This is a genomic window from Comamonas sp. MYb69 (genome assembly GCF_037479315.1).
Lineage (GTDB): Bacteria > Pseudomonadota > Gammaproteobacteria > Burkholderiales > Burkholderiaceae_C > Comamonas.
Genome location: NZ_JBBGZG010000003.1, coordinates 34347 through 51161, shown reverse-complemented (window position 1 = coordinate 51161; position 16815 = coordinate 34347). Strand labels below are relative to the sequence as shown.

The window sequence follows — 16815 nt, the reverse complement described above, 5'->3', positions numbered from 1 at the left end:
TGTAAAAAGGGTGGCCCCGCGCTATGTATTCGCCGTGTATGGAAATGAAATGAAATGTATTCTCATTCGCATGTCCCGTTTACAATAGCCGGCCACACCCATGGAAAACCTGCCCCTGATCCTGGTGGTCGAAGACGACGCCGACATGCGAGAGCTCATCGTGAGCTACCTGGCCAAATCGCGCCTGCACAGCCAGTGCGCGGGCGATGGCGAACAGATGGCCACCGCGCTGGCCGAGCGCCTGCCCGATCTGATCCTGCTCGACATCATGCTGCCCGGCACCGATGGCATGGTGCTGTGCCAGCAGCTGCGCGCCAACCCGGCCACGGCCCACATCCCCATCATCATGCTGACGGCGCGCGACAGCGTGCTCAACCGCGTGGTCGGCCTGGAGCTGGGCGCCGATGACTACCTGAACAAGCCCTTTGAGCCGATGGAGCTGCTGGCCCGCATCCGCGCGGTGCTGCGCCGCGTGCGGCCCCAGGCCCAGCCCATGCCCGGCATGCCCGAGCCGCCAGCACCGATGCTGCTGCGCTTTGGCAGTTTTACGTTGGACCTGGCCCAGCGCCACCTGCTCTCGCCCAGCAACGTGCTGATCAGTCTGGCCAGCTCGGACTTCCGCATTCTGGAGCACCTGCTGCGCCACCCACACCAGGCCGTGAGCCGCGACCAGCTGATGGACCTGGCCTTTGGCCGCGAGCGCGCCGCCTCGGACCGGGCCGTCGATGTCTGCATCAGCCGCCTGCGCGGCCATATCGAGCTGGACAGCCGCAAGCCGCAAATCATCCGCACCGTGCGGCATGAGGGCTATATGCTGTTGCCGCCGCCTGTGCATGGCGACTGATGCCCCCCATGTGCAGGCCAGCGGCTGGCGCAAGCGGCTGGCGCGCTGGCTGCCCGATACCTTGTTTGGCCGCCTGGTACTGGTTCTGGCCGTTGGCATGCTGGCCACGCAGTTCCTCACCAGCAGCATCTGGCTGGACCTGCGCCATACCCAAACCCTGGAAACCCCCACGCGCGTGGCCGCTGAGCGCCTGGCCGATGCGCTGCAGGTGCTGGCCCAGAACGACCAGGACCCGCAAGCGCTGCGCTACCTGGCCAGCCCCGGCCTGCAAGCCCGGGTGCTAGATCAGGCGCAAGCCCGTTACCCAGTGGAAGACGCCGAGCTGCACCAGGAGGCCGAGGCACTGGTCAACCGTGTGCTGCATGCGCGGCTGCCCCAGGCGGGCCAGGCCCAATTGCAGCGGCTGCAGTTGACTGATGCGCATGGGCATGCGGTGCCGCAGTCCAGCTATTTCGGGCTCAGCCCTTTCACGGTGGACTATGGCCTGCAGATTGCACTGGCGCCCGGCCGCTGGCTGGTGCTGGAGACGCAACTGAGCCCCGGCTGGCATGCACAAAGCGGCTGGGAGGTGCTGGCCGATGTGCTGCTGCGCGTCTACCTGTTCCGCATTCTGGTGGTGGTGTTGCTGGTGCTGCTGGCAGTGCGCTGGGTGGTAACGCCGCTGCTGCGCATGGGCCAGGCCGCGCAGGCGCTGGAGCGCGATGTGGTCGCCGCGCCGCGCATGGACGAGGACGGCCCACGCGAAGTGCGCCAGGCCGCCCATGCCTTGAACCGCATGCAGCAGCGCATTGCCGCCAACCTGACCGAGCGCACGCATTTTCTGGCCGCCGTATCGCATGATCTGCGCACGCCCATCACGCGCATGCGGCTTCGCCTGGAGCTGCTGGACAGCGCCGACCTGGACAGCGGCAAGCAAAAGCTGCGCGGCGACTTGAGCTGCATGGAAGGCCTGATCGACAGCACCTTGGCCTTTATCCAGGCGCGGGAGCACCAGGGCCCGCTGCAGCAGATTGACCTGGATGCATTGGCCCGCAGCATCTGCCAGGACCGGCAGGAGCTGGGCCAGCCCGTCGATATCCGCGGCCATATCCGTGTGCCAGTGATGGGCCAGCCTGTGAGCCTGCGCCGCGCGCTGGACAACCTGATCGACAACGCGCTGCGCTATGCCGGCAGCGCCAGCCTGGTGCTCGATGAAGATGAGGACTTTGCCCAAATCTGCGTGGAGGACCGGGGCCCGGGCATTGCGCCCGCGCAGCTCGAGCGCATGCGCCAGCCTTTTGAGCGCGGTGAAGCATCGCGCAACCAGGACACCGGCGGCCATGGCCTAGGCCTGAGCATTGTCGATGCCATTGCGCAGGCGCATGGCGGCGCGCTCTTGCTGCACAACCGCGAACCGCAGGGCCTGTCGGCCGGCATACGTATCCGCAAAAACAGGGCCAGCGCACAGTGATAGGCCTGGGGCGTCTTGCTGGCCACGGGTCCGCCACCACGATCGAGCGCGTTCGTCATCAGCGAGGGCGGCTAGTCCTGTCCGTCAGAGAATATCCAAGGTTTTGACCGCTTGGGCAAAGCGCTCCAGCGCCTCATAGGCATCGGCCTGGGCCAGCGCCGAGATGTTCAAGCCGCTGCTGTCGATATCGCCATCCGCATAACCCATCACCCAGTTGGGAAAGCGCCGCTCGGGGCCGGACAGCCCCGCATCGATGACCCGGAAATCGGAATGCCGGGGGTCTGCCTGCAGATGGGATTCGAGCACCCGCATGGCATCAGGTGCGCCCTCCACATACTGCGCAAACCAGTCACCATCGAACACCAGCACACCGGTGATGCCATGGATGGCGTTCAGCTCCCGCGCCTGCTTGACGATGCGCCCCACCTCGGTGGGCCCATAGCCGGGAGCCAGCCTGCTGGTGTAGAGAAGGGATCGGAGGGAAGAAGGCATGGCTGGGCTCTCGCTGTCAATATGTATGCAATGTACTGCTTGCCTCGGCGGGTGGATGCCGGTTGAGGTCTTTTTTCTGCTTCAGAGCCCGGCAGCGATAGCAGGCACTTGCTATCACCGCACAAAACCAGCCCCTGATGGCCATCGCAGATGGTGCATCAGGGGCTGGTGACAGCGCCTTGGCAGGCGCAGCATCAACGCGACTTACTGGCCAAATTTGCGCTTGGCATCGGTCACGCAGGCATCCTTGGCATCACCGGCCATGGCATCGCAGCGCTCCTTGGCAGCCTTGTAGTCGGCTTCACGCGACTTGTCGGCAGCGTCCTTGCGCGCATCGGCCACATCCGATGGATTGGACGATGGCTTGGCGCTCACCTCCGCGACCTTGGCGGCTTCCAAGGCCTTCACATGGGCTGCCTTGGCTTCCTTCTGGCAGACGTCCTTGGTATTGCCGGTGGCGTCGTCGCACTTTTCCTTGGCCACGTCGTACTCGGCATCTGCCTTGGCCTTGGCCAGGTCGTGGCGGTGGCCTTCGGTAGGTTCTGCACGGTGCTTCAGATCCGCCAAGGCGACCTTCTTTTGGCCATCGGCCTGCTTCTTGCAGACATCCTTGGCATTGCCCTTCATGGGCTTGCACTGGTCGCTGGCAGCCTTGTGCTCGGCTTCGATACGGTCCTTCTCAACCTTCTGCTCGGCAGAGGTCATGGCGAAAACGCCACCGGAGAAGAAAGCGGCTGCACACAGGGCGGCGATGGTAGGTTGGAGCTTCATGGTGTTGTTCCTTGGATCGTTATGGTGAAAGAGCTGACTATTTTTTGCACCCATCAATGAAGCGCAAAAAATAGTCTCCTGGCATGTCATTCATGCAATACCGCCACAATGGCTGCGTTGCTGGCCTCAATGGCGTGAATGAATTATCAGCAGCCCCAAGCGCGCAGGCTGTGGGTGGCAGGACGGACACATGGTCAGATTTCACCTACCGCGCCAAAGCCTTGCGCCAAGCCGTTTGCAGCGCTATGGCGGCTGAGAAAACCCTGGCAAAATCGCCGCAGCCCACCGCATCTCAGCACCCGGGCAGCAGGGTGCTGACAGGGCCTGCGGCAGAGATGCTCCGCCTATGGAAAACACCGCAATGACTACCGAGCACCAGCCCCTCTGGGTGGCAGAACACCTGCTTGCCGCGCTGCAAGGCGAATGGCGTTTTTCGCGCAGCCTGCAGGATCTGGTGACCCGCAACCCCATTGGCACCGTGCAGGGCCAGGCGCGCTTCACCCCGGAGGGTTCCTGCGGCGCCCACTATGCCGAGAGCGGCCAGATGGTGCTGCAAAGCGGCGGCGCGTTTCGCGCCAGCGGCAGCTATTTTTTCAGCCAGCAGGGGACGGATTTGTGCATCTATTTCGATGCCCAGCAGCAGCGCCTTTTTCACCGGCTGCATCCCGCCATCGACCAGGACGGGCAGCTGAGCGCCAGCAGCTCACACCTGTGCATTGCGGACCGCTATGACAGCAGCTATGCGTTTCTGCGCAGCGGTGCCTTTGTCATCGAGCACCAGGTGCGCGGGCCGCACAAGTCCTACCGCAGCTATACCTTGTATGAGCGGCTGGCGGGCGCCCCGACCACCAGCAGCACAGCGGTCTGAGACGCCTGGGAGGCAGCCTGGACCAGCGGATTGAAATTCCGTTGATCCAAGAACCTGTTCAATGTCTCCTCGCGCCGCGACAGTGTCTTTGCGGGATGGGATGCTAGGCGCAGTGCGCAGCCAATAGCCCGCTATTGGCAAGCACTGCAACGCCGCAGACCGCCCCTGCCCGGGCGGCCCTTCCCGGGCAGCGCAAAGCCACTGTCCCTGTGGGTTGGAGTGAAATCGGGCGATTTCTGCGCGCTGGCCCTTGCTTGCACCCCGGTGCAAGCTGCGTTCCATCCCTTCGAACTCATCCCGATTGCACTCCAACGCGGCTGCGTAGAGACTTTGAACAGGTTCTAAACACTGAACCCTCAACAACGCATCAACTGCCCTGCTCATCCTCTGAGCTGCCTGCGCCGCGTTCCAGCACCGCCAGCAACACCGACAGATGCGTATTGAGCGCCGCCAGGCTTGCAGCGGGCAGGGGCTGCAGCAGCGCGCGTTCTTTTTCCACATGCGCTGTCACGGCTTCATCAATGAGCTTGAAACCGCGCTTGGTCAGCTGCACCAGCATGCTGCGCGCATCTTGCGCATGGGGCACCCGCTCGATCCAGCCATTGGCTTCGAGGCGCTTGAGCCGGTGGGTCATGGTGCCCGAGGTCACCATCAGGGTGGAGAACAGCTCGGTGGGGCTGAGCCGGTAAGGCGCGCCCGAGCGCCGCAGCGCGGCCAGCATATCGAACTCCCAAAAGCTCAGGCCGAACTGCGCAAAGTTGGCATCCAGGCTTTGCTCGATCAGCGCCGCACAGCGCTTGATGCGGCCAATCGGGGCCATCGGGCTGGCATCCAGATCGGGCCGCTCGCGCGCCCATTGCGCCAGGATCGCGTCCACGGCATCACCCGCAGGGGACAAAGGTTTTTTTGGCATTTGTCTTGATATCAAGATATTTAAGCGTTAGCATCCATTTTATCTTGATTTGAAGATAAAACCCATGCAAGCCCTCCCACGCCCTTCCCGCTGGCAAGACATCGCCCTCACCGCGCTGGCCCCCATGGTCTGGGGCTCCACCTATATCGTGACTTCGGAGCTGCTGCCGCCGCACCGCCCTTTCACCGCCGCGCTGATCCGGGTGCTGCCCGCAGGCCTGCTGCTGGTGCTGGCCATGCGCCGTCTGCCCGCGCAGCAGCACTGGCTGCGCTTGCTGATCCTGAGTGCGCTCAATATCGGCGCCTTCCAGGCGCTGCTGTTTGTGGCGGCCTACCGCTTGCCGGGTGGCCTGGCCGCCGTGCTGGGCGCCATCCAGCCGCTGATGGTGATGGGCCTGGCCTGGTGGGCCGATGGCCAATCCCCCGCCCGCAGCACCTTGGCGGCGGCCGTGGCCGGGGTGCTGGGCATGGCGCTGCTGCTGATCTCACCGCAGACCGTATTCGAGCCCATCGGCATTGCCGCGGCCTTCTTGGGCGCCGCCTGCATGGCCAGCGGGGTCTGGCTTACGCGCCGCTGGCAGCTGGACCTGCCGGTGATGGCGCTCACCGGCTGGCAGCTCTTGCTGGGCGGCCTGATGCTCGCCCCGCTGGCCTGGTGGCTGGATGCACCGCTGCCCTCACTCAGCGCTGTACAAGGGCTGGCCTATGCCTATCTCTGCCTGGCAGGCGCGCTGCTGGCCTATGCGCTGTGGTTTCGCGGCATTGCACGTTTGCCCACCGTGGCCGTCGCATCGCTGGGCCTGCTCAGCCCCCTCACCGCCGTCGTGCTCGGCTGGGCGCTGCTGGGCCAATCGATGACCGGCATGGCGCTGGCCGGACTGGTGGTGGTGCTGGTCAGCGTGCTGGCCGTGCAGTGGACGGCGGCGCCTTCTCGCTAATGCCGACCTGTCCGTTTTTTCAGCCCTTAGCCTCTTAACCTGACCATGACCAATCCCGTACAACAAGCCATTGAAAACCGCATCTCCGTCCACCGTTATGTCGATGGCCCGCCGCTCGGTGACGCCCACATCCAGGCCCTGATCGAACAGGCCACGCGTGCCCCGTCGGCCTACAACATGCAGAACTGGCGCTTTATCGCCGTGCGCTCTGCCGAGGCCAAGGTCCGCCTCCAGGCCGTGGCCTATGACCAGCAGAAGGTGGTGGATGCGGCGGTGGCCTTTATCGTCTGCGGCACGTTGGCGGCACACCGCCAACTGGCAGCTGCACTGCAGCCCAGCGTGGATGCAGGCGCCCTGCCCCAGCGCACCGCCGATGCCTGGGTCGCCCAGGCCATCCAGGCCCATGAGGGGGATGCGCAATTGCAGCGCGATGAAGCGGTTCGCTCGGCATCGCTGGCGGCGATGACCTTGATGCTGGCAGCGCAAGGCGCGCAGCTGGGGTCTTGCGCGATGGTGGGCTTTGATGCGCTGGCCTTGCACCATGCGTTTGGCCTGGCGCCGGACGAGGTGCCAGTCGTGCTGGTCACCGTGGGCTACCCGGCCAAAGAACAAGGACCTCAGAAACCGCGCAAGACGGTGCATGAGGTCCTGGAGATCATCTGACAGCATTGCGCCAGGCAACGCCGGGTAGGCCATACCGGAGGGCAGAGCAGGACGGGGGCAGCAATCCACCGCCGCCCTGCTTCTCACTGCCTTTACTTGTTCACCAACTCGCGCCAGCTGATGCGCTTGCCCAGTGGCTTGGGCGTGGCGACCGGGATCTTGATGTCGATCGGGTTCTCTGGCACCTGGCTGGGCGATACGTGGCTGGTAACATCGCCGTTTTGGTTGGCGCTCAGGTCGTTGCCAGAGATCAGGCCATCCACGGACTCACCAGCCATGTTGGTGCTGGTGTTCACAGCACGCCCCGTCTGGAAGTCCAGGTAGTTGATCCAGCCCTTGCCGCCGGCCACGCAGGGTTCGTTCGACGGCACATTGCTCGCGACCACCAAGGTGGTGTTGGCCAGGCGCAGATCGACGTTGACGCGCTCACCGGTGTCGGGCAGGTTCACATACCAGCTCTTGGTGGCATCGTTGCACACAGCATCAGACACAGTCGAGGCACATTGGAGCGTCCGTGTCAGCTTGCCGTCTGCGGCAGTGACGTTCTTCAGCACCGACTGCTTCAGGCCTGCCAGAAATGAAGCGCCACTGTTGCTGTAACCATCGGCTACATCATCAATGCCATAGATGGTCTGCTGGCCCGTTGTGCTCAGATCCCCCATACCCAGCAGCTTGCCGGTGGCAACCAGGATACGTGGCAGCGCGCTGAGGTTGGGGCTTTGCACCAGTTCCAAACGGGTGGTGATGGGTTGCTCATTGCCGCCCTCGTCCTTGAGCTGCACGACCTTCTTGGCCTGGTAGCTGCCACTGCTCCACTGGTAGCGCCAGATATTGCCCTGGATGTCGCCACCGTAGAACAAGGTGCTGGTGTTATTGCCGCCGGGGTCTTTCATGAAGTTGTTCAGGTCCTTCATGCCCGCGCCATCGGGGTTGGTGATGGTCTGGATCACCGCACCGGTGCCGGCATTGAGCACATAGACATAGCCCTTGCCATCGGCATTGTTGTAGCCCGAGGTCAGCAGTGCCACCCAGGTGCCGTCCGGCATCTTGGTGATCAGCGGCTTGCCATAGCTTTGGCCCATGGTCGAGGCACTGGCTTCCCAAAGACCTTTGGGCGATTCAGGGTCGGTGATATCGAGCGCATAGTAGCCATTGCCGCCCTTGTTGAAGCCGCCCACCAGGATGGTTTTCCAGGCGCCATCGTGGAAGATATCGGCCATCACCGGCGATCCATCGACAAAGTAGCGGTGGTTGCCGTCATAGTTATTGCTGGCCAGAGCCGGCATCGCAGGCATGACGGCCTTGGGCACAAAGGCCCAGGCTTCACGCGCAGCAGGGTAGACCAGCTTTCCGCCAATCGTCTGTTGCTTGGTCAGATCGGTGTCCGCATAGAAAGCATGCAGCATGCCGTCATTGCCGCCCACATAGACCATGGCACGCCGGTCCTTTTGTGCCAGGCGGAAGGCGGCGTAGCCAGCATCGCGGTACTTGCGCTGGGGCTTGCCCACATACAGCGGCTGCGAGCCGATGATGTCACCCAGGCGGCTTTCACGGCTGCGGTAAAGCTTGGTGTCGTCGCCTTGAACATAGCCCTCCTTGGTGCGCTCCCCTCGCAGGAACTTCACCAGGTTCTCACCCAGCGCTGCGGTCTTTTGCGTGTCGCTCATCGCGCTGTACTGCGACAGCAGTGCTTGGGCCGCCGTGCCATTGAAATGGCTTTGCAAACCGCCCAGTGTTGCCCAGTTGAAGCTCTTCAATGCCGCGCCGTCCATGAAAAAGATACGGCGGTCGTCACTGGCCAGATCACGCGCATCCAACTTGGTCTTGGCAGACCAGTTGGGGATCAACGTGCGCACACCCGAGCTGACATTGATCTCATAGGCCTGCACCTCGCCCGACCAGCGCCCGCTGCGGTACAGCGCGCCGTAGGCGAAGTTGTTGTCCGTCTCGACCACGGCCGACGACACCGCCACACCGGCGCCCGAACCCACGGCTGCGCGGATATCGGAGAACACCTGGCCCAAGCCCGACTTGATGGCCTGGGGGTCGTTGGCGCTGAAGTAGAGTCCACGGCCATTGACGGCGGTATGCCAGAAGTCATCGATGGACTGGGGCTGCTCGTAGTTGGTGACACCGGGCGCGGGCCAGACCGGCCAGGTCTTGGTGCCATTGCGGATGCCCGCGAAGTCACCCGCGCCATTCTTGTAGTCCTTGTCGAACTTCAAGGTGCCCGAGACGCCCATGCCGATCACATAGGTGGCCATGTGCTGCCAGGTCACCTTGTCATCTTCCGCACCAGTGCCAGCTGGCTTGACCAGGTTGGCCAGTTCAGGGCGCAGATCGGTGCCGTAGTAGTACTGCGCCACATCGGCCAGCGAATTGCGGCTGCCGCCAGTGACATTGCTTTGCTCCACGGCATCGCAAGGCAGCTTGGTGCAGGCCTGGTGGCCGGCGGGCAGGCTGCCCCACACCACCGTGTTGGCTGGCACAGGGCGGCCATTGCTGGGCAGCGTCATACCGGCAGCCTCCGTCGCGCTGTAGCACTGCGCGGGCGATTCCAGCTCCGTCACAGGGATCGTCACGGTGGAGATCAGCTGTGGTGTGCTCTCCGTCGACCCCAGCAGGTTCACGCGATGCGTGGTCGCCGTACCGGAGAACACCTTCTTCTTGCCCATCACCTGCGAGCAATCGGTCGTGGCGCAATTGGCGGGTTTGTCCGGGGTGAAGACCGCCGTACTGCTCTCGACATTGCAGACCGTGACCTTGTGGGTCAGCGGATCGTAGCCGGCAGCACAAGCCTGGCCTTGCGGCACAGTGATGGTCGTGGGGCCTTCTTGCTCGCAGATGGTTTCCACACCATTGGCAGCGGTGCCGTTGGTGCAAGCGGCGTAATCAGCAGCGCTGCTCAGGTAGGTCACCTGTTCCACCTTCTGGCAGGTCGTCGTCGTCCAGCCGTTGTCGCTGGTCGGGCCCGATTCCACACAGGCGCCGTAGCCCATGTCCGTGGCCGTGCTCTGGGGATTGCAATTAGTCACCCCGGTCTGCGGGCAGCTTTGTACCGGCTGGTTGTAAAGGTTGTTGGCCACACATTGGGTGGTCACCCAGCCATTGGCCGCAGATGGGCCAGGGGTTGTGCTGCAGCTGGTGGTTTCGACCGGATCCGTGGTCTTACTCTCACAGGTCACCAGGAAGCAGCCGTTGGCCGGCGTCGGGCCCGCCGCCGTGCAGCTTTGCACGGCGCCATTGGCCATTGAAGTGGGTGAACCCGTGGCGGGTGTGCAGGTGCCCCCTCCCGTACTGCATTGGGTCCCCGTCCAGTTGTTGCCCGCAGAAGGTGCTTGCGCGGTGCAGCTTGCGGCATAGCCCCAGTCCGAATACTTCATCTCGCAAACCCTGTCGCCCGTACAGCTGGCAGGGTTGACTGCCGTCGTACCAAAGGTAGTGGTATAGGGCTCTTCGCAGGTGGTAATGGTGGGTGACGAGGAGGCCACGCAAGTGCTCAGTGCGACCGCTGAACTGGTGCGCTGCTCAGGAGCACCACAGACCTGGTCCATCTTGGTCGCATTGTTGGACAGATCAGCAGGGCAGGAATTGACAAAGCTGGTGCTCGCCTTTTTCGCACTGCAGACGGTGTACACATTGCTACTGCTTACCCCTGCGGAGCAATAGTTGTTGGTCGAAGACGAACCATATGTCTGCTTGGCAACGCAAGTCGAGCGTTTGAAGTTCGGCGCCACCGGGCTGGTGTTCACGCACTGCGCATCGGTGACATAGGTGGTTTCGCTGTAGCTGCTGTTGCAACCGCTGAACAACACCATGCTGGCGGTCACGCCACTGGCCACCAAATCAGGGTGCAGCGTTCCACAAGCGGGTACAGGCCCGTTGATCGCTGCCACACCGGGCTTGCCTTCGCAGTAGATGGTGCCTTGGCCGGGAACGAACTGCCCATTGTTGCTGCAGTTCGAGGCACTGATGGGCACTTCGCTCTCCTGGCACTCGACCTTGTAGTCGCCATCCATGCCAGGCGTACAGCTGGCGTTCACCAACTGCCACTGGTCATAGCCCACCAGGTTGCAGCCATAGGGTTCGCAGACACTCTTGTCGGTGGTCTTGAAGGGAATCTCGCCAATCGCCTGGTTGATGTAGGAATAGAAGTAGCGCTTTTGCTGCACCCGCTTGTACACGGCCTTGCCAAATGGCTCCTGCTTTTCGGTGGCCCAGGTGGTGATCAAGGCATTGCGGTACTGGCTCTGCGTGATGGAGTTCCAAGTGTATTTGTGTTGGTAGGTACGCTTGTAGACCATCTTGGTGGCAGCGACCGTCCAGTAGGTGCGCATGGCATTGGCAAAGCTGAGCTCCAGCTTGGCTTTTTGCTCGGTCCACAACGTGCTCTTGTAAAAACCCAGCACGGTGCCATAGGTCACCGCCTGGGTCTTCACACTCTTCTTGGTGATCTTCTTGTAGGTGGTCTCGGTCTTGGTGCCACCGCCAGGAACAATGGTTTGCCAGCCCAGGCCGCAGGCGCTCCAGTCATAACCGATGCTGGCATCCCGGCGCAGCAAGGAGCCACTGGTGGAGCCGTCATAGATCGGGCGTGGGGTGAGGCCATCGGGCCCGGTAAGAGGCCGGTTGTAAGCCGGATCACTGTCAGGGCCGTCTTGCTGCCCAACCAAGGTGGTGCCATCGAGCTGCATGGGGCCCTTGGTTTCCTGGCCGACGTTCCAGTAGCCGTCGGTGGTCACAATCGCATAGTGGCGCTGGCAGGCAGAGACGACCGGGTCCACAAAGGGCGCCATGGCCGTGTTGATGCTGTCATCCTTGTTGGCGTAGTAACGTCCCACGCGGGCCAGTGCTTCACGCGTGGGCGAGCTGCCGCCTGTCTTGGCCGACTGGATGGTCTGGAACCAGTTGGCCTTGTCGGTGCTTTCAAAATCCTTGACGGGCATGAACTTGAAAGTACTGGTGTCGGGCTTGGCGGCTGTCAGAAAGCCGATCCGGAAGTTGTTGTCCAGTGCATTGAAGGCCAGGCTGATGGAAGACTTGGCCATGTTGATACGCGTGCGGTAGAAGCTGTACCAGTTGGCGAAGTTCTGTTGCTGCGCAGCGGTCGTGATGCCCCGGCGAATCCAATAGCCATCGGGGGCCGTCGTGCTGCCGGTATTGATATTGGCACTGGCCTGGTTGAGCAGCAAGCTGCCGTTGTCGGCCTTGATGGTGCTGTTGGTCACCTTGTTGCAGGCGCCAGCTGTCACATCCGCACCTTCGAACGAAGGCTGCACCCCGCCAGTCACGCGCGGCACCCATTCAAAATAATAGGCCGCTTGCGCAGGGTCGTTGTAGATAGACTCCTGCCGCAGGCGGGTGGAGATGTCATAGGCCTGAAAGCTGGTTGCCAGATTCACCACGCCTTTGCTGGTGTCATAGCCGTCAATCCAGGCACCGGCAAAGCTGGGCTCAGGGTAGGCCGTGCCATCGGGCTGGGCAGGCAGCTCGTACTTGGTGGCAGGGTTGTAGTACAGGCTGTTGCACAACGAACTCTTGTATCCCATCGGGAAGAAGGTCGCCGAATAGGTGATGGGATCCCAATCGTCAGGCATGTGGGTCCACTTCATCGAGTCCGACGTGTCCATCAACAGCATCACATTGGGCTTGTCCTGCTGTGCAAAGGTGTTGACTGGCACGTCCGAGATGTCGACCGGGTTATGGGGCGTGTCGGCAATGGCCATGCCGCCGCCCACAGCCCCAGCCAGCGAGACCGCCAGGCCCAGCGACCACAGCAGCCTCGGGCTCCAGGCGCGCGCCGGACTCCGGTGTTTCTCTCTATCTGCGAAAGCTATATTTTTCATCTATTCGCACTCCTCTTATTAATCTAGAATTTTTTGCCTGACCCAACGCAACCATGCCCGGAGGGTGATCCGGGCAGGTCTCAGTAGGTGCTCATCTGCACATAGCTTTCGGTGTCTCGGGGACCGGACACCTTCGCGGTGATGCGGTACATGGGCCGCTGCGTGCAGCTGGAGACGCTGCCTATCGATTCGCTGGAACCCGAGCAACCTTCACCCTGGGGCATGACACAGCTTTGCCCGGCAGCGTTGAGCGCTTCTGCCTTGCTGCAGAGCCGATGGATCAGGTAACGCACCTCGTTGCCCAAGCCATCGTTGGTGGTGACCACAGGGGCACTGCCCCAGGCCAGCGATTGAGCGGATGCCTTCGGATCAACGCTGGCGTAATAGCCCAAAGAGCTGTTGTTGGCATCGAGTGCACTGGTGCCCGTGGCTGCCAAGACTTCCAGCTTGGCCAGGCCAGTTTCCAGCCCCAAATCAGCGCCTGATGTGGCCGCCTGCTTGAGTGCCAGACTGCCTGAGACGCCGGCGCCCAAGGTGCTGGTGCGCACGAGGGCCAGGCCGGTGATCGTCATCACCAGCAGCACGACCAGGGCGACCAGCAAGGTCACGCCCTGCTGTTGATGCCGTGGAGCGAGAGCCATGGGCGGCATTGCACGAAGGCATGGCAAGTGTTTGGTCATTGTTGTTGTCCCCAAATCGTGTTGCGCAGCGGGATCACGCTTTCGTATACGCGGTAGCGGTAATGCGGCCATTCGTCACCCGTACCCATCTCGAATGACTTGCTGCCATTGGCCCACTTGGGTGCAGCAGAGGTCACCGCTTCGCGCTCATACTGCGAGCTACGCACCAGGATGGCGACACGCACCGCCATCAGACGCCCCAGCTTGGTGGCGACCAGATCCGCATCGGAAGATGTCCACTCATCCTCCTTGTCGATCTTGCCGCTTCCATCCTTGTCAAAACCGTATTCAGCCACCATTTGCAGCACGTCCTCGGCGACGGCCACGCTCTTGGTATCGGTCTCATCCAGAAAGTTGTAGCGCATCAGCTGGTTGTCCTTGACACGCCAAACGTTGCGAGTGGGCTGGTTGCCCAGGCTGAACAGCCAACCCTCACCCAGGCTGGTGGCGCCGCCATCGAGCATGTCGACCGAGGAGCCGCCATTGCGCTCAGGCGTTACTGAGGCAGCGGTGTAGAAACTGGTGTAGCCACCGGTCATGTGGCGCACCGTCGGATCCTCTTCTGCAACACCTCCCGGACCGGTGATGGACGAGCCAGCGCCGGCCGTCACTTCCATCAGCAGGCACTTGCTGGGATCCGTGTCGCTGGTCCCCACAGCCACATCGCCGGCCTGAAAACCGGCATTGCTGCGTTCCATCGTGAAGACGCCGCTGGCACTGGCGCTATAGCGCGCGCCGATAAACATATTGGGCGATGAGCCGGTCAGCACCCGCAGCTCATTGCCGCTGACGATCTGCACCGGCATCAGCGGAAATGTGTACTGGGCCGGGTCGCGGCCCGTGCGCTTGTAGGCCTGCACTTCGCAGCCCAGGTAGGCGGAATCCATGCCTGCAAACCCCAGTCCGGCCGAGCGAATATCGCGCTCGATGGCAAACAGCGCCAGGGACCCAGCCGTTTGCGCCTGGCTGACTGCCGAGGTCGTGCGTCGCCGCCCCTCCGATGTGGAGAACAACTGGTAGATGGCCAGCAAAGTCAGCAGGCCAATGGCCAGCCCGATCATGATTTCAATGATCGTGAAGCCCTGCATGCGCCCATCCGGCGGCGATCTTCGCGGCGCAAAACCTTTCATGGCAATGGTCCTCTCTTGGTATTTTTCTAGTGCACGAATGCCTGTATTTCGTAGATGCGCTTGGCTGTGTCACTGGGCCCTTGCCAGCACAGCCGCACCGTAACCTGGTTGAGATCGTTGCCGGTATTGACGACCACTTGCTGACCACTTTCGGTAGCACCTGGCAGCCCCAGCCAGGGGTTGGCCGTGTCTGCCCCCCGCGCCGCCTTCAGAACCTTGCCCAGTTCCGAGGTCTCGCTCAGTTCAGTGCCGCTGTAGGCACAGCGTTCCGTGCCGTCTGGCTGGTGCTCAAAGGCCTTGAGCGACTGCGCCAGCGTGCTCGCTGAGCTGCGGTCCACACTCAACGACACCAGCTGGATGATCTGGGCGGCGTAGATACCCGCTTCGGTGCGGTACTGCGCCTGGCCACTGAGCGCCATCGATTTGGCCGTCAGTCCTGCAATCCCCAGGATTCCCAGCAGCAGCAGCAGGATGGAGACCATGGCCTCGATCAGCATCATCCCGCGCTGCGGGCGGGCACCTGGCCTTTGCACGGGAGAGCGCCTGCGCCGCGTCAAAGAAGGAGTGCTCAGCATTTGCGGTTGTCTCCAGCGGCAGTGATGGTGGGATCGCAGAGGCGCACCTGGCCGCCAGGCGAGACCAGGATGTTCAGGCAGCGCTGGGGACCACTGGCCAGGCACTGCGCACTGTCGCCCGGCATGAACTTGACGGTGTTCGCTGCCGAGGCATTGCCCAGACCATTGAAGGTCACATCGGCCGCTGTGGCCGTGATCGTGAGCGAGGCGGCAGATTCCGCAGGCTTGGCAGCAAGCGTGGTGCCGCCGGTCACAATCGACCATCCCCGGTTGGAGTCACTGAGGCTGATGGTCACATCGCCATTGCGGCGCAAGGCTTCTGAGCGTGCCTGCTGCGCGCCGTCGTAGTAAGCCTGGGCCGCTGCACGGATCTTGGTGTCCAACAGGTACACGCGGATGCTGGGCATCACCATCAGCAGCAAAAAAGCGATGATGCCAATCCCCACCAGCAGCTCAAGCAAGGTGAAGCCATGGGCACGCTTAGCCACAACAGGCAGCATCAGCAGCTCCCATCCTTGCGGGCCGACCAGCAATTGGTACCGGCTGTCCAGCCTGAAGGCGTGCCTGTGGTGGCGCGCTGGCCTTGCTGGTTGAGTGTGAACACAAAGCCGGACATGCTGCCAATACCGGTGGCGGTCACCGTGTAGGTCTTCACATCCAGCGCACAGGTGTATTTGAAGCGGGCGGTGGCCGCCGGCGCCGGCGCCAAGCCGCTCGTGCCGCACGCGTCTTCGTAGGTCCGGTTATCCTGAAAATACTGCTCCAGCTTGCCGCCCATATCGGCTAACGGCACCAGACCATCCACAATCTGGCCTCGCTTGATATATTCTTGGTACGCAGGCATGGCAATGGCAGCGAGGATGGCAATAATCCCCACCACGATCATCACCTCAATCAAGGTAAAGCCACGCGACATACCTCGCCGCATGCAAGCACCCCTCTGCTTCGCAGAAAGATGCGACCAGCGACTACTTCCCCACCCCCCACCACTGCACGCTTGGCACAGGCGGTCGATATTTTTTTGAAGCATTTTGGACCAACGCCTATTATTAAAATTAATACACCGGCATCCCCCAGATCTGTTGGTCAGTTATTTTTATCAATCAGTGGAAACACCGTCAAAAAAGCAAAAAATCTTGCAAAATCAAAGATGAAATTTTTCTAGATTTCCTTATCGCGCACCAGGCACAGCACCGATAAGCAGCCACTTACTCATCTTCAAAAATGATCCATCCGCCGCCCTCATGCCGATCACCCCCAAGCATGACAATGCAAGGCCAAGCGCTATAGATAAACGGATCGCCCTCCAGAGATACCAATTCATCATTCCTGCGCTTGCACCCCGCGCAACAGGCGGCAGATTATGAATTCATATTTCTTATGGTTTCTTATTTTTACTCAATGAAATCAGCAACCGGAGTGTAGCCGCTTACCCAAAGAAACATTCAATCCAATTGTTAACATAGTTTCTACCAGGCACTAATTGACATATTTACAACAATTCATTCCGACTATCCTTGAGATTAATTTGGATCAAGGAATCGGGCCAAACCCTGTGCGCAACAGCGCCAAGACAGAGCAGGCGGACTGCGAAGCCGTCATGCCTCCCTCCCCAAGATGGGGGCTTTGAAGAGAGCCAAGAGCTC

Annotated in this window: 14 protein-coding genes; 5 read left to right on the top strand and 9 right to left on the bottom strand. The window is 61.8% G+C overall.

Annotated features, from left to right (window positions below):
• The first annotated feature begins 100 nt into the window (after positions 1-100).
• Both WH303_RS04550 and WH303_RS04545 read left to right on the top strand, forming a co-directional pair.
• The gene (locus tag WH303_RS04550; RefSeq protein ID WP_339517183.1) at positions 101-844 is read left to right on the top strand and encodes a response regulator; all 744 of its coding nucleotides are present in this window, start codon (positions 101-103) and stop codon (positions 842-844) included.
• Positions 834-2294, top strand: a complete 1461-nt coding sequence (locus WH303_RS04545) for an ATP-binding protein (protein ID WP_339517182.1) — start codon at positions 834-836, stop codon at positions 2292-2294. The genes WH303_RS04550 and WH303_RS04545 overlap by 11 nt, the downstream gene beginning before the upstream one ends.
• A gap of 84 nt (positions 2295-2378) precedes the next feature.
• On the opposite strand, the gene WH303_RS04540 is transcribed toward WH303_RS04545, so the two are convergent.
• A complete protein-coding gene (locus WH303_RS04540) occupies positions 2379-2786 on the bottom strand; it encodes a BLUF domain-containing protein (RefSeq protein WP_339517181.1) in 408 nt (135 codons plus the stop codon).
• Positions 2787-2990: 204 nt separating this feature from the next.
• Positions 2991-3557, bottom strand: a complete 567-nt coding sequence (locus WH303_RS04535; RefSeq protein ID WP_021028906.1) for a hypothetical protein — start codon at positions 3555-3557, stop codon at positions 2991-2993.
• Between the two features lie 361 nt (positions 3558-3918).
• On the opposite strand from WH303_RS04535, the gene WH303_RS04530 reads away from it, so the two are divergent.
• Positions 3919-4425 (top strand): DUF6314 family protein, encoded by a 507-nt coding sequence (locus tag WH303_RS04530; protein WP_339517180.1) that lies wholly within the window; start codon positions 3919-3921, stop codon positions 4423-4425.
• Positions 4426-4792: 367 nt separating this feature from the next.
• On the opposite strand, the gene WH303_RS04525 is transcribed toward WH303_RS04530, so the two are convergent.
• Positions 4793-5338: a MarR family winged helix-turn-helix transcriptional regulator gene (locus WH303_RS04525; RefSeq protein WP_339517179.1), complete on the bottom strand. Its 546-nt coding sequence runs from the start codon at positions 5336-5338 to the stop codon at positions 4793-4795.
• Between the two features lie 64 nt (positions 5339-5402).
• Between WH303_RS04525 and WH303_RS04520 the strand changes: the two genes are divergently transcribed.
• Together WH303_RS04520 and WH303_RS04515 are read left to right on the top strand one after the other, a co-directional pair.
• Positions 5403-6275, top strand: a complete 873-nt coding sequence (locus WH303_RS04520) for an EamA family transporter (RefSeq protein ID WP_312990105.1) — start codon at positions 5403-5405, stop codon at positions 6273-6275.
• Between the two features lie 45 nt (positions 6276-6320).
• Positions 6321-6938, top strand: coding sequence for a nitroreductase family protein (locus WH303_RS04515; RefSeq protein WP_339517178.1), 618 nt, complete (start codon positions 6321-6323; stop codon positions 6936-6938).
• A gap of 92 nt (positions 6939-7030) precedes the next feature.
• On the opposite strand, the gene WH303_RS04510 is transcribed toward WH303_RS04515, so the two are convergent.
• The 6 genes from WH303_RS04510 to WH303_RS04485 form a co-directional block, all read right to left on the bottom strand.
• On the bottom strand, positions 7031-12784 hold the full coding sequence (locus WH303_RS04510; RefSeq protein ID WP_339517177.1) for a PilC/PilY family type IV pilus protein: 5754 nt from the start codon (positions 12782-12784) through the stop codon (positions 7031-7033).
• Positions 12785-12864: 80 nt separating this feature from the next.
• A complete protein-coding gene (locus tag WH303_RS04505) occupies positions 12865-13425 on the bottom strand; it encodes a pilus assembly PilX family protein (RefSeq protein WP_339517176.1) in 561 nt (186 codons plus the stop codon).
• Positions 13426-13460: 35 nt separating this feature from the next.
• Positions 13461-14594: a PilW family protein gene (locus tag WH303_RS04500; protein ID WP_339517175.1), complete on the bottom strand. Its 1134-nt coding sequence runs from the start codon at positions 14592-14594 to the stop codon at positions 13461-13463.
• Between the two features lie 26 nt (positions 14595-14620).
• Positions 14621-15094: a hypothetical protein gene (locus WH303_RS04495; protein ID WP_339517174.1), complete on the bottom strand. Its 474-nt coding sequence runs from the start codon at positions 15092-15094 to the stop codon at positions 14621-14623.
• Between the two features lie 68 nt (positions 15095-15162).
• Positions 15163-15669, bottom strand: a complete 507-nt coding sequence (locus WH303_RS04490; protein ID WP_339517173.1) for a GspH/FimT family pseudopilin — start codon at positions 15667-15669, stop codon at positions 15163-15165.
• Entirely contained in the window at positions 15669-16085 is a 417-nt protein-coding gene (locus WH303_RS04485; protein ID WP_339517172.1) for a type IV pilin protein, read from the bottom strand. Before WH303_RS04485 ends, WH303_RS04490 begins: the two co-directional genes overlap by 1 nt.
• Positions 16086-16815 lie beyond the last annotated feature (730 nt).

Excerpts from the sequence above, each read along its gene's own strand:
- WH303_RS04505 (WP_339517176.1), bottom strand. The coding sequence starts at position 13,425 with ATGGCTCTCGCTCCACGGCATCAACAGCAGGGCGTGACCTTGCTGGTC.
- WH303_RS04540 (WP_339517181.1), bottom strand. The coding sequence starts at position 2,786 with ATGCCTTCTTCCCTCCGATCCCTTCTCTACACCAGCAGGCTGGCTCCC.
- WH303_RS04530 (WP_339517180.1), top strand. The coding sequence starts at position 3,919 with ATGACTACCGAGCACCAGCCCCTCTGGGTGGCAGAACACCTGCTTGCC.
- WH303_RS04535 (WP_021028906.1), bottom strand. The coding sequence starts at position 3,557 with ATGAAGCTCCAACCTACCATCGCCGCCCTGTGTGCAGCCGCTTTCTTC.
- WH303_RS04550 (WP_339517183.1), top strand. The coding sequence starts at position 101 with ATGGAAAACCTGCCCCTGATCCTGGTGGTCGAAGACGACGCCGACATG.
- WH303_RS04520 (WP_312990105.1), top strand. The coding sequence starts at position 5,403 with ATGCAAGCCCTCCCACGCCCTTCCCGCTGGCAAGACATCGCCCTCACC.
- WH303_RS04485 (WP_339517172.1), bottom strand. The coding sequence starts at position 16,085 with ATGTCGCGTGGCTTTACCTTGATTGAGGTGATGATCGTGGTGGGGATT.
- WH303_RS04510 (WP_339517177.1), bottom strand. The coding sequence starts at position 12,784 with ATGAAAAATATAGCTTTCGCAGATAGAGAGAAACACCGGAGTCCGGCG.
- WH303_RS04545 (WP_339517182.1), top strand. The coding sequence starts at position 834 with ATGGCGACTGATGCCCCCCATGTGCAGGCCAGCGGCTGGCGCAAGCGG.
- WH303_RS04495 (WP_339517174.1), bottom strand. The coding sequence starts at position 15,094 with ATGATGCTGATCGAGGCCATGGTCTCCATCCTGCTGCTGCTGCTGGGA.
- WH303_RS04500 (WP_339517175.1), bottom strand. The coding sequence starts at position 14,594 with ATGAAAGGTTTTGCGCCGCGAAGATCGCCGCCGGATGGGCGCATGCAG.
- WH303_RS04515 (WP_339517178.1), top strand. The coding sequence starts at position 6,321 with ATGACCAATCCCGTACAACAAGCCATTGAAAACCGCATCTCCGTCCAC.
- WH303_RS04490 (WP_339517173.1), bottom strand. The coding sequence starts at position 15,669 with ATGCTGCCTGTTGTGGCTAAGCGTGCCCATGGCTTCACCTTGCTTGAG.
- WH303_RS04525 (WP_339517179.1), bottom strand. The coding sequence starts at position 5,338 with ATGCCAAAAAAACCTTTGTCCCCTGCGGGTGATGCCGTGGACGCGATC.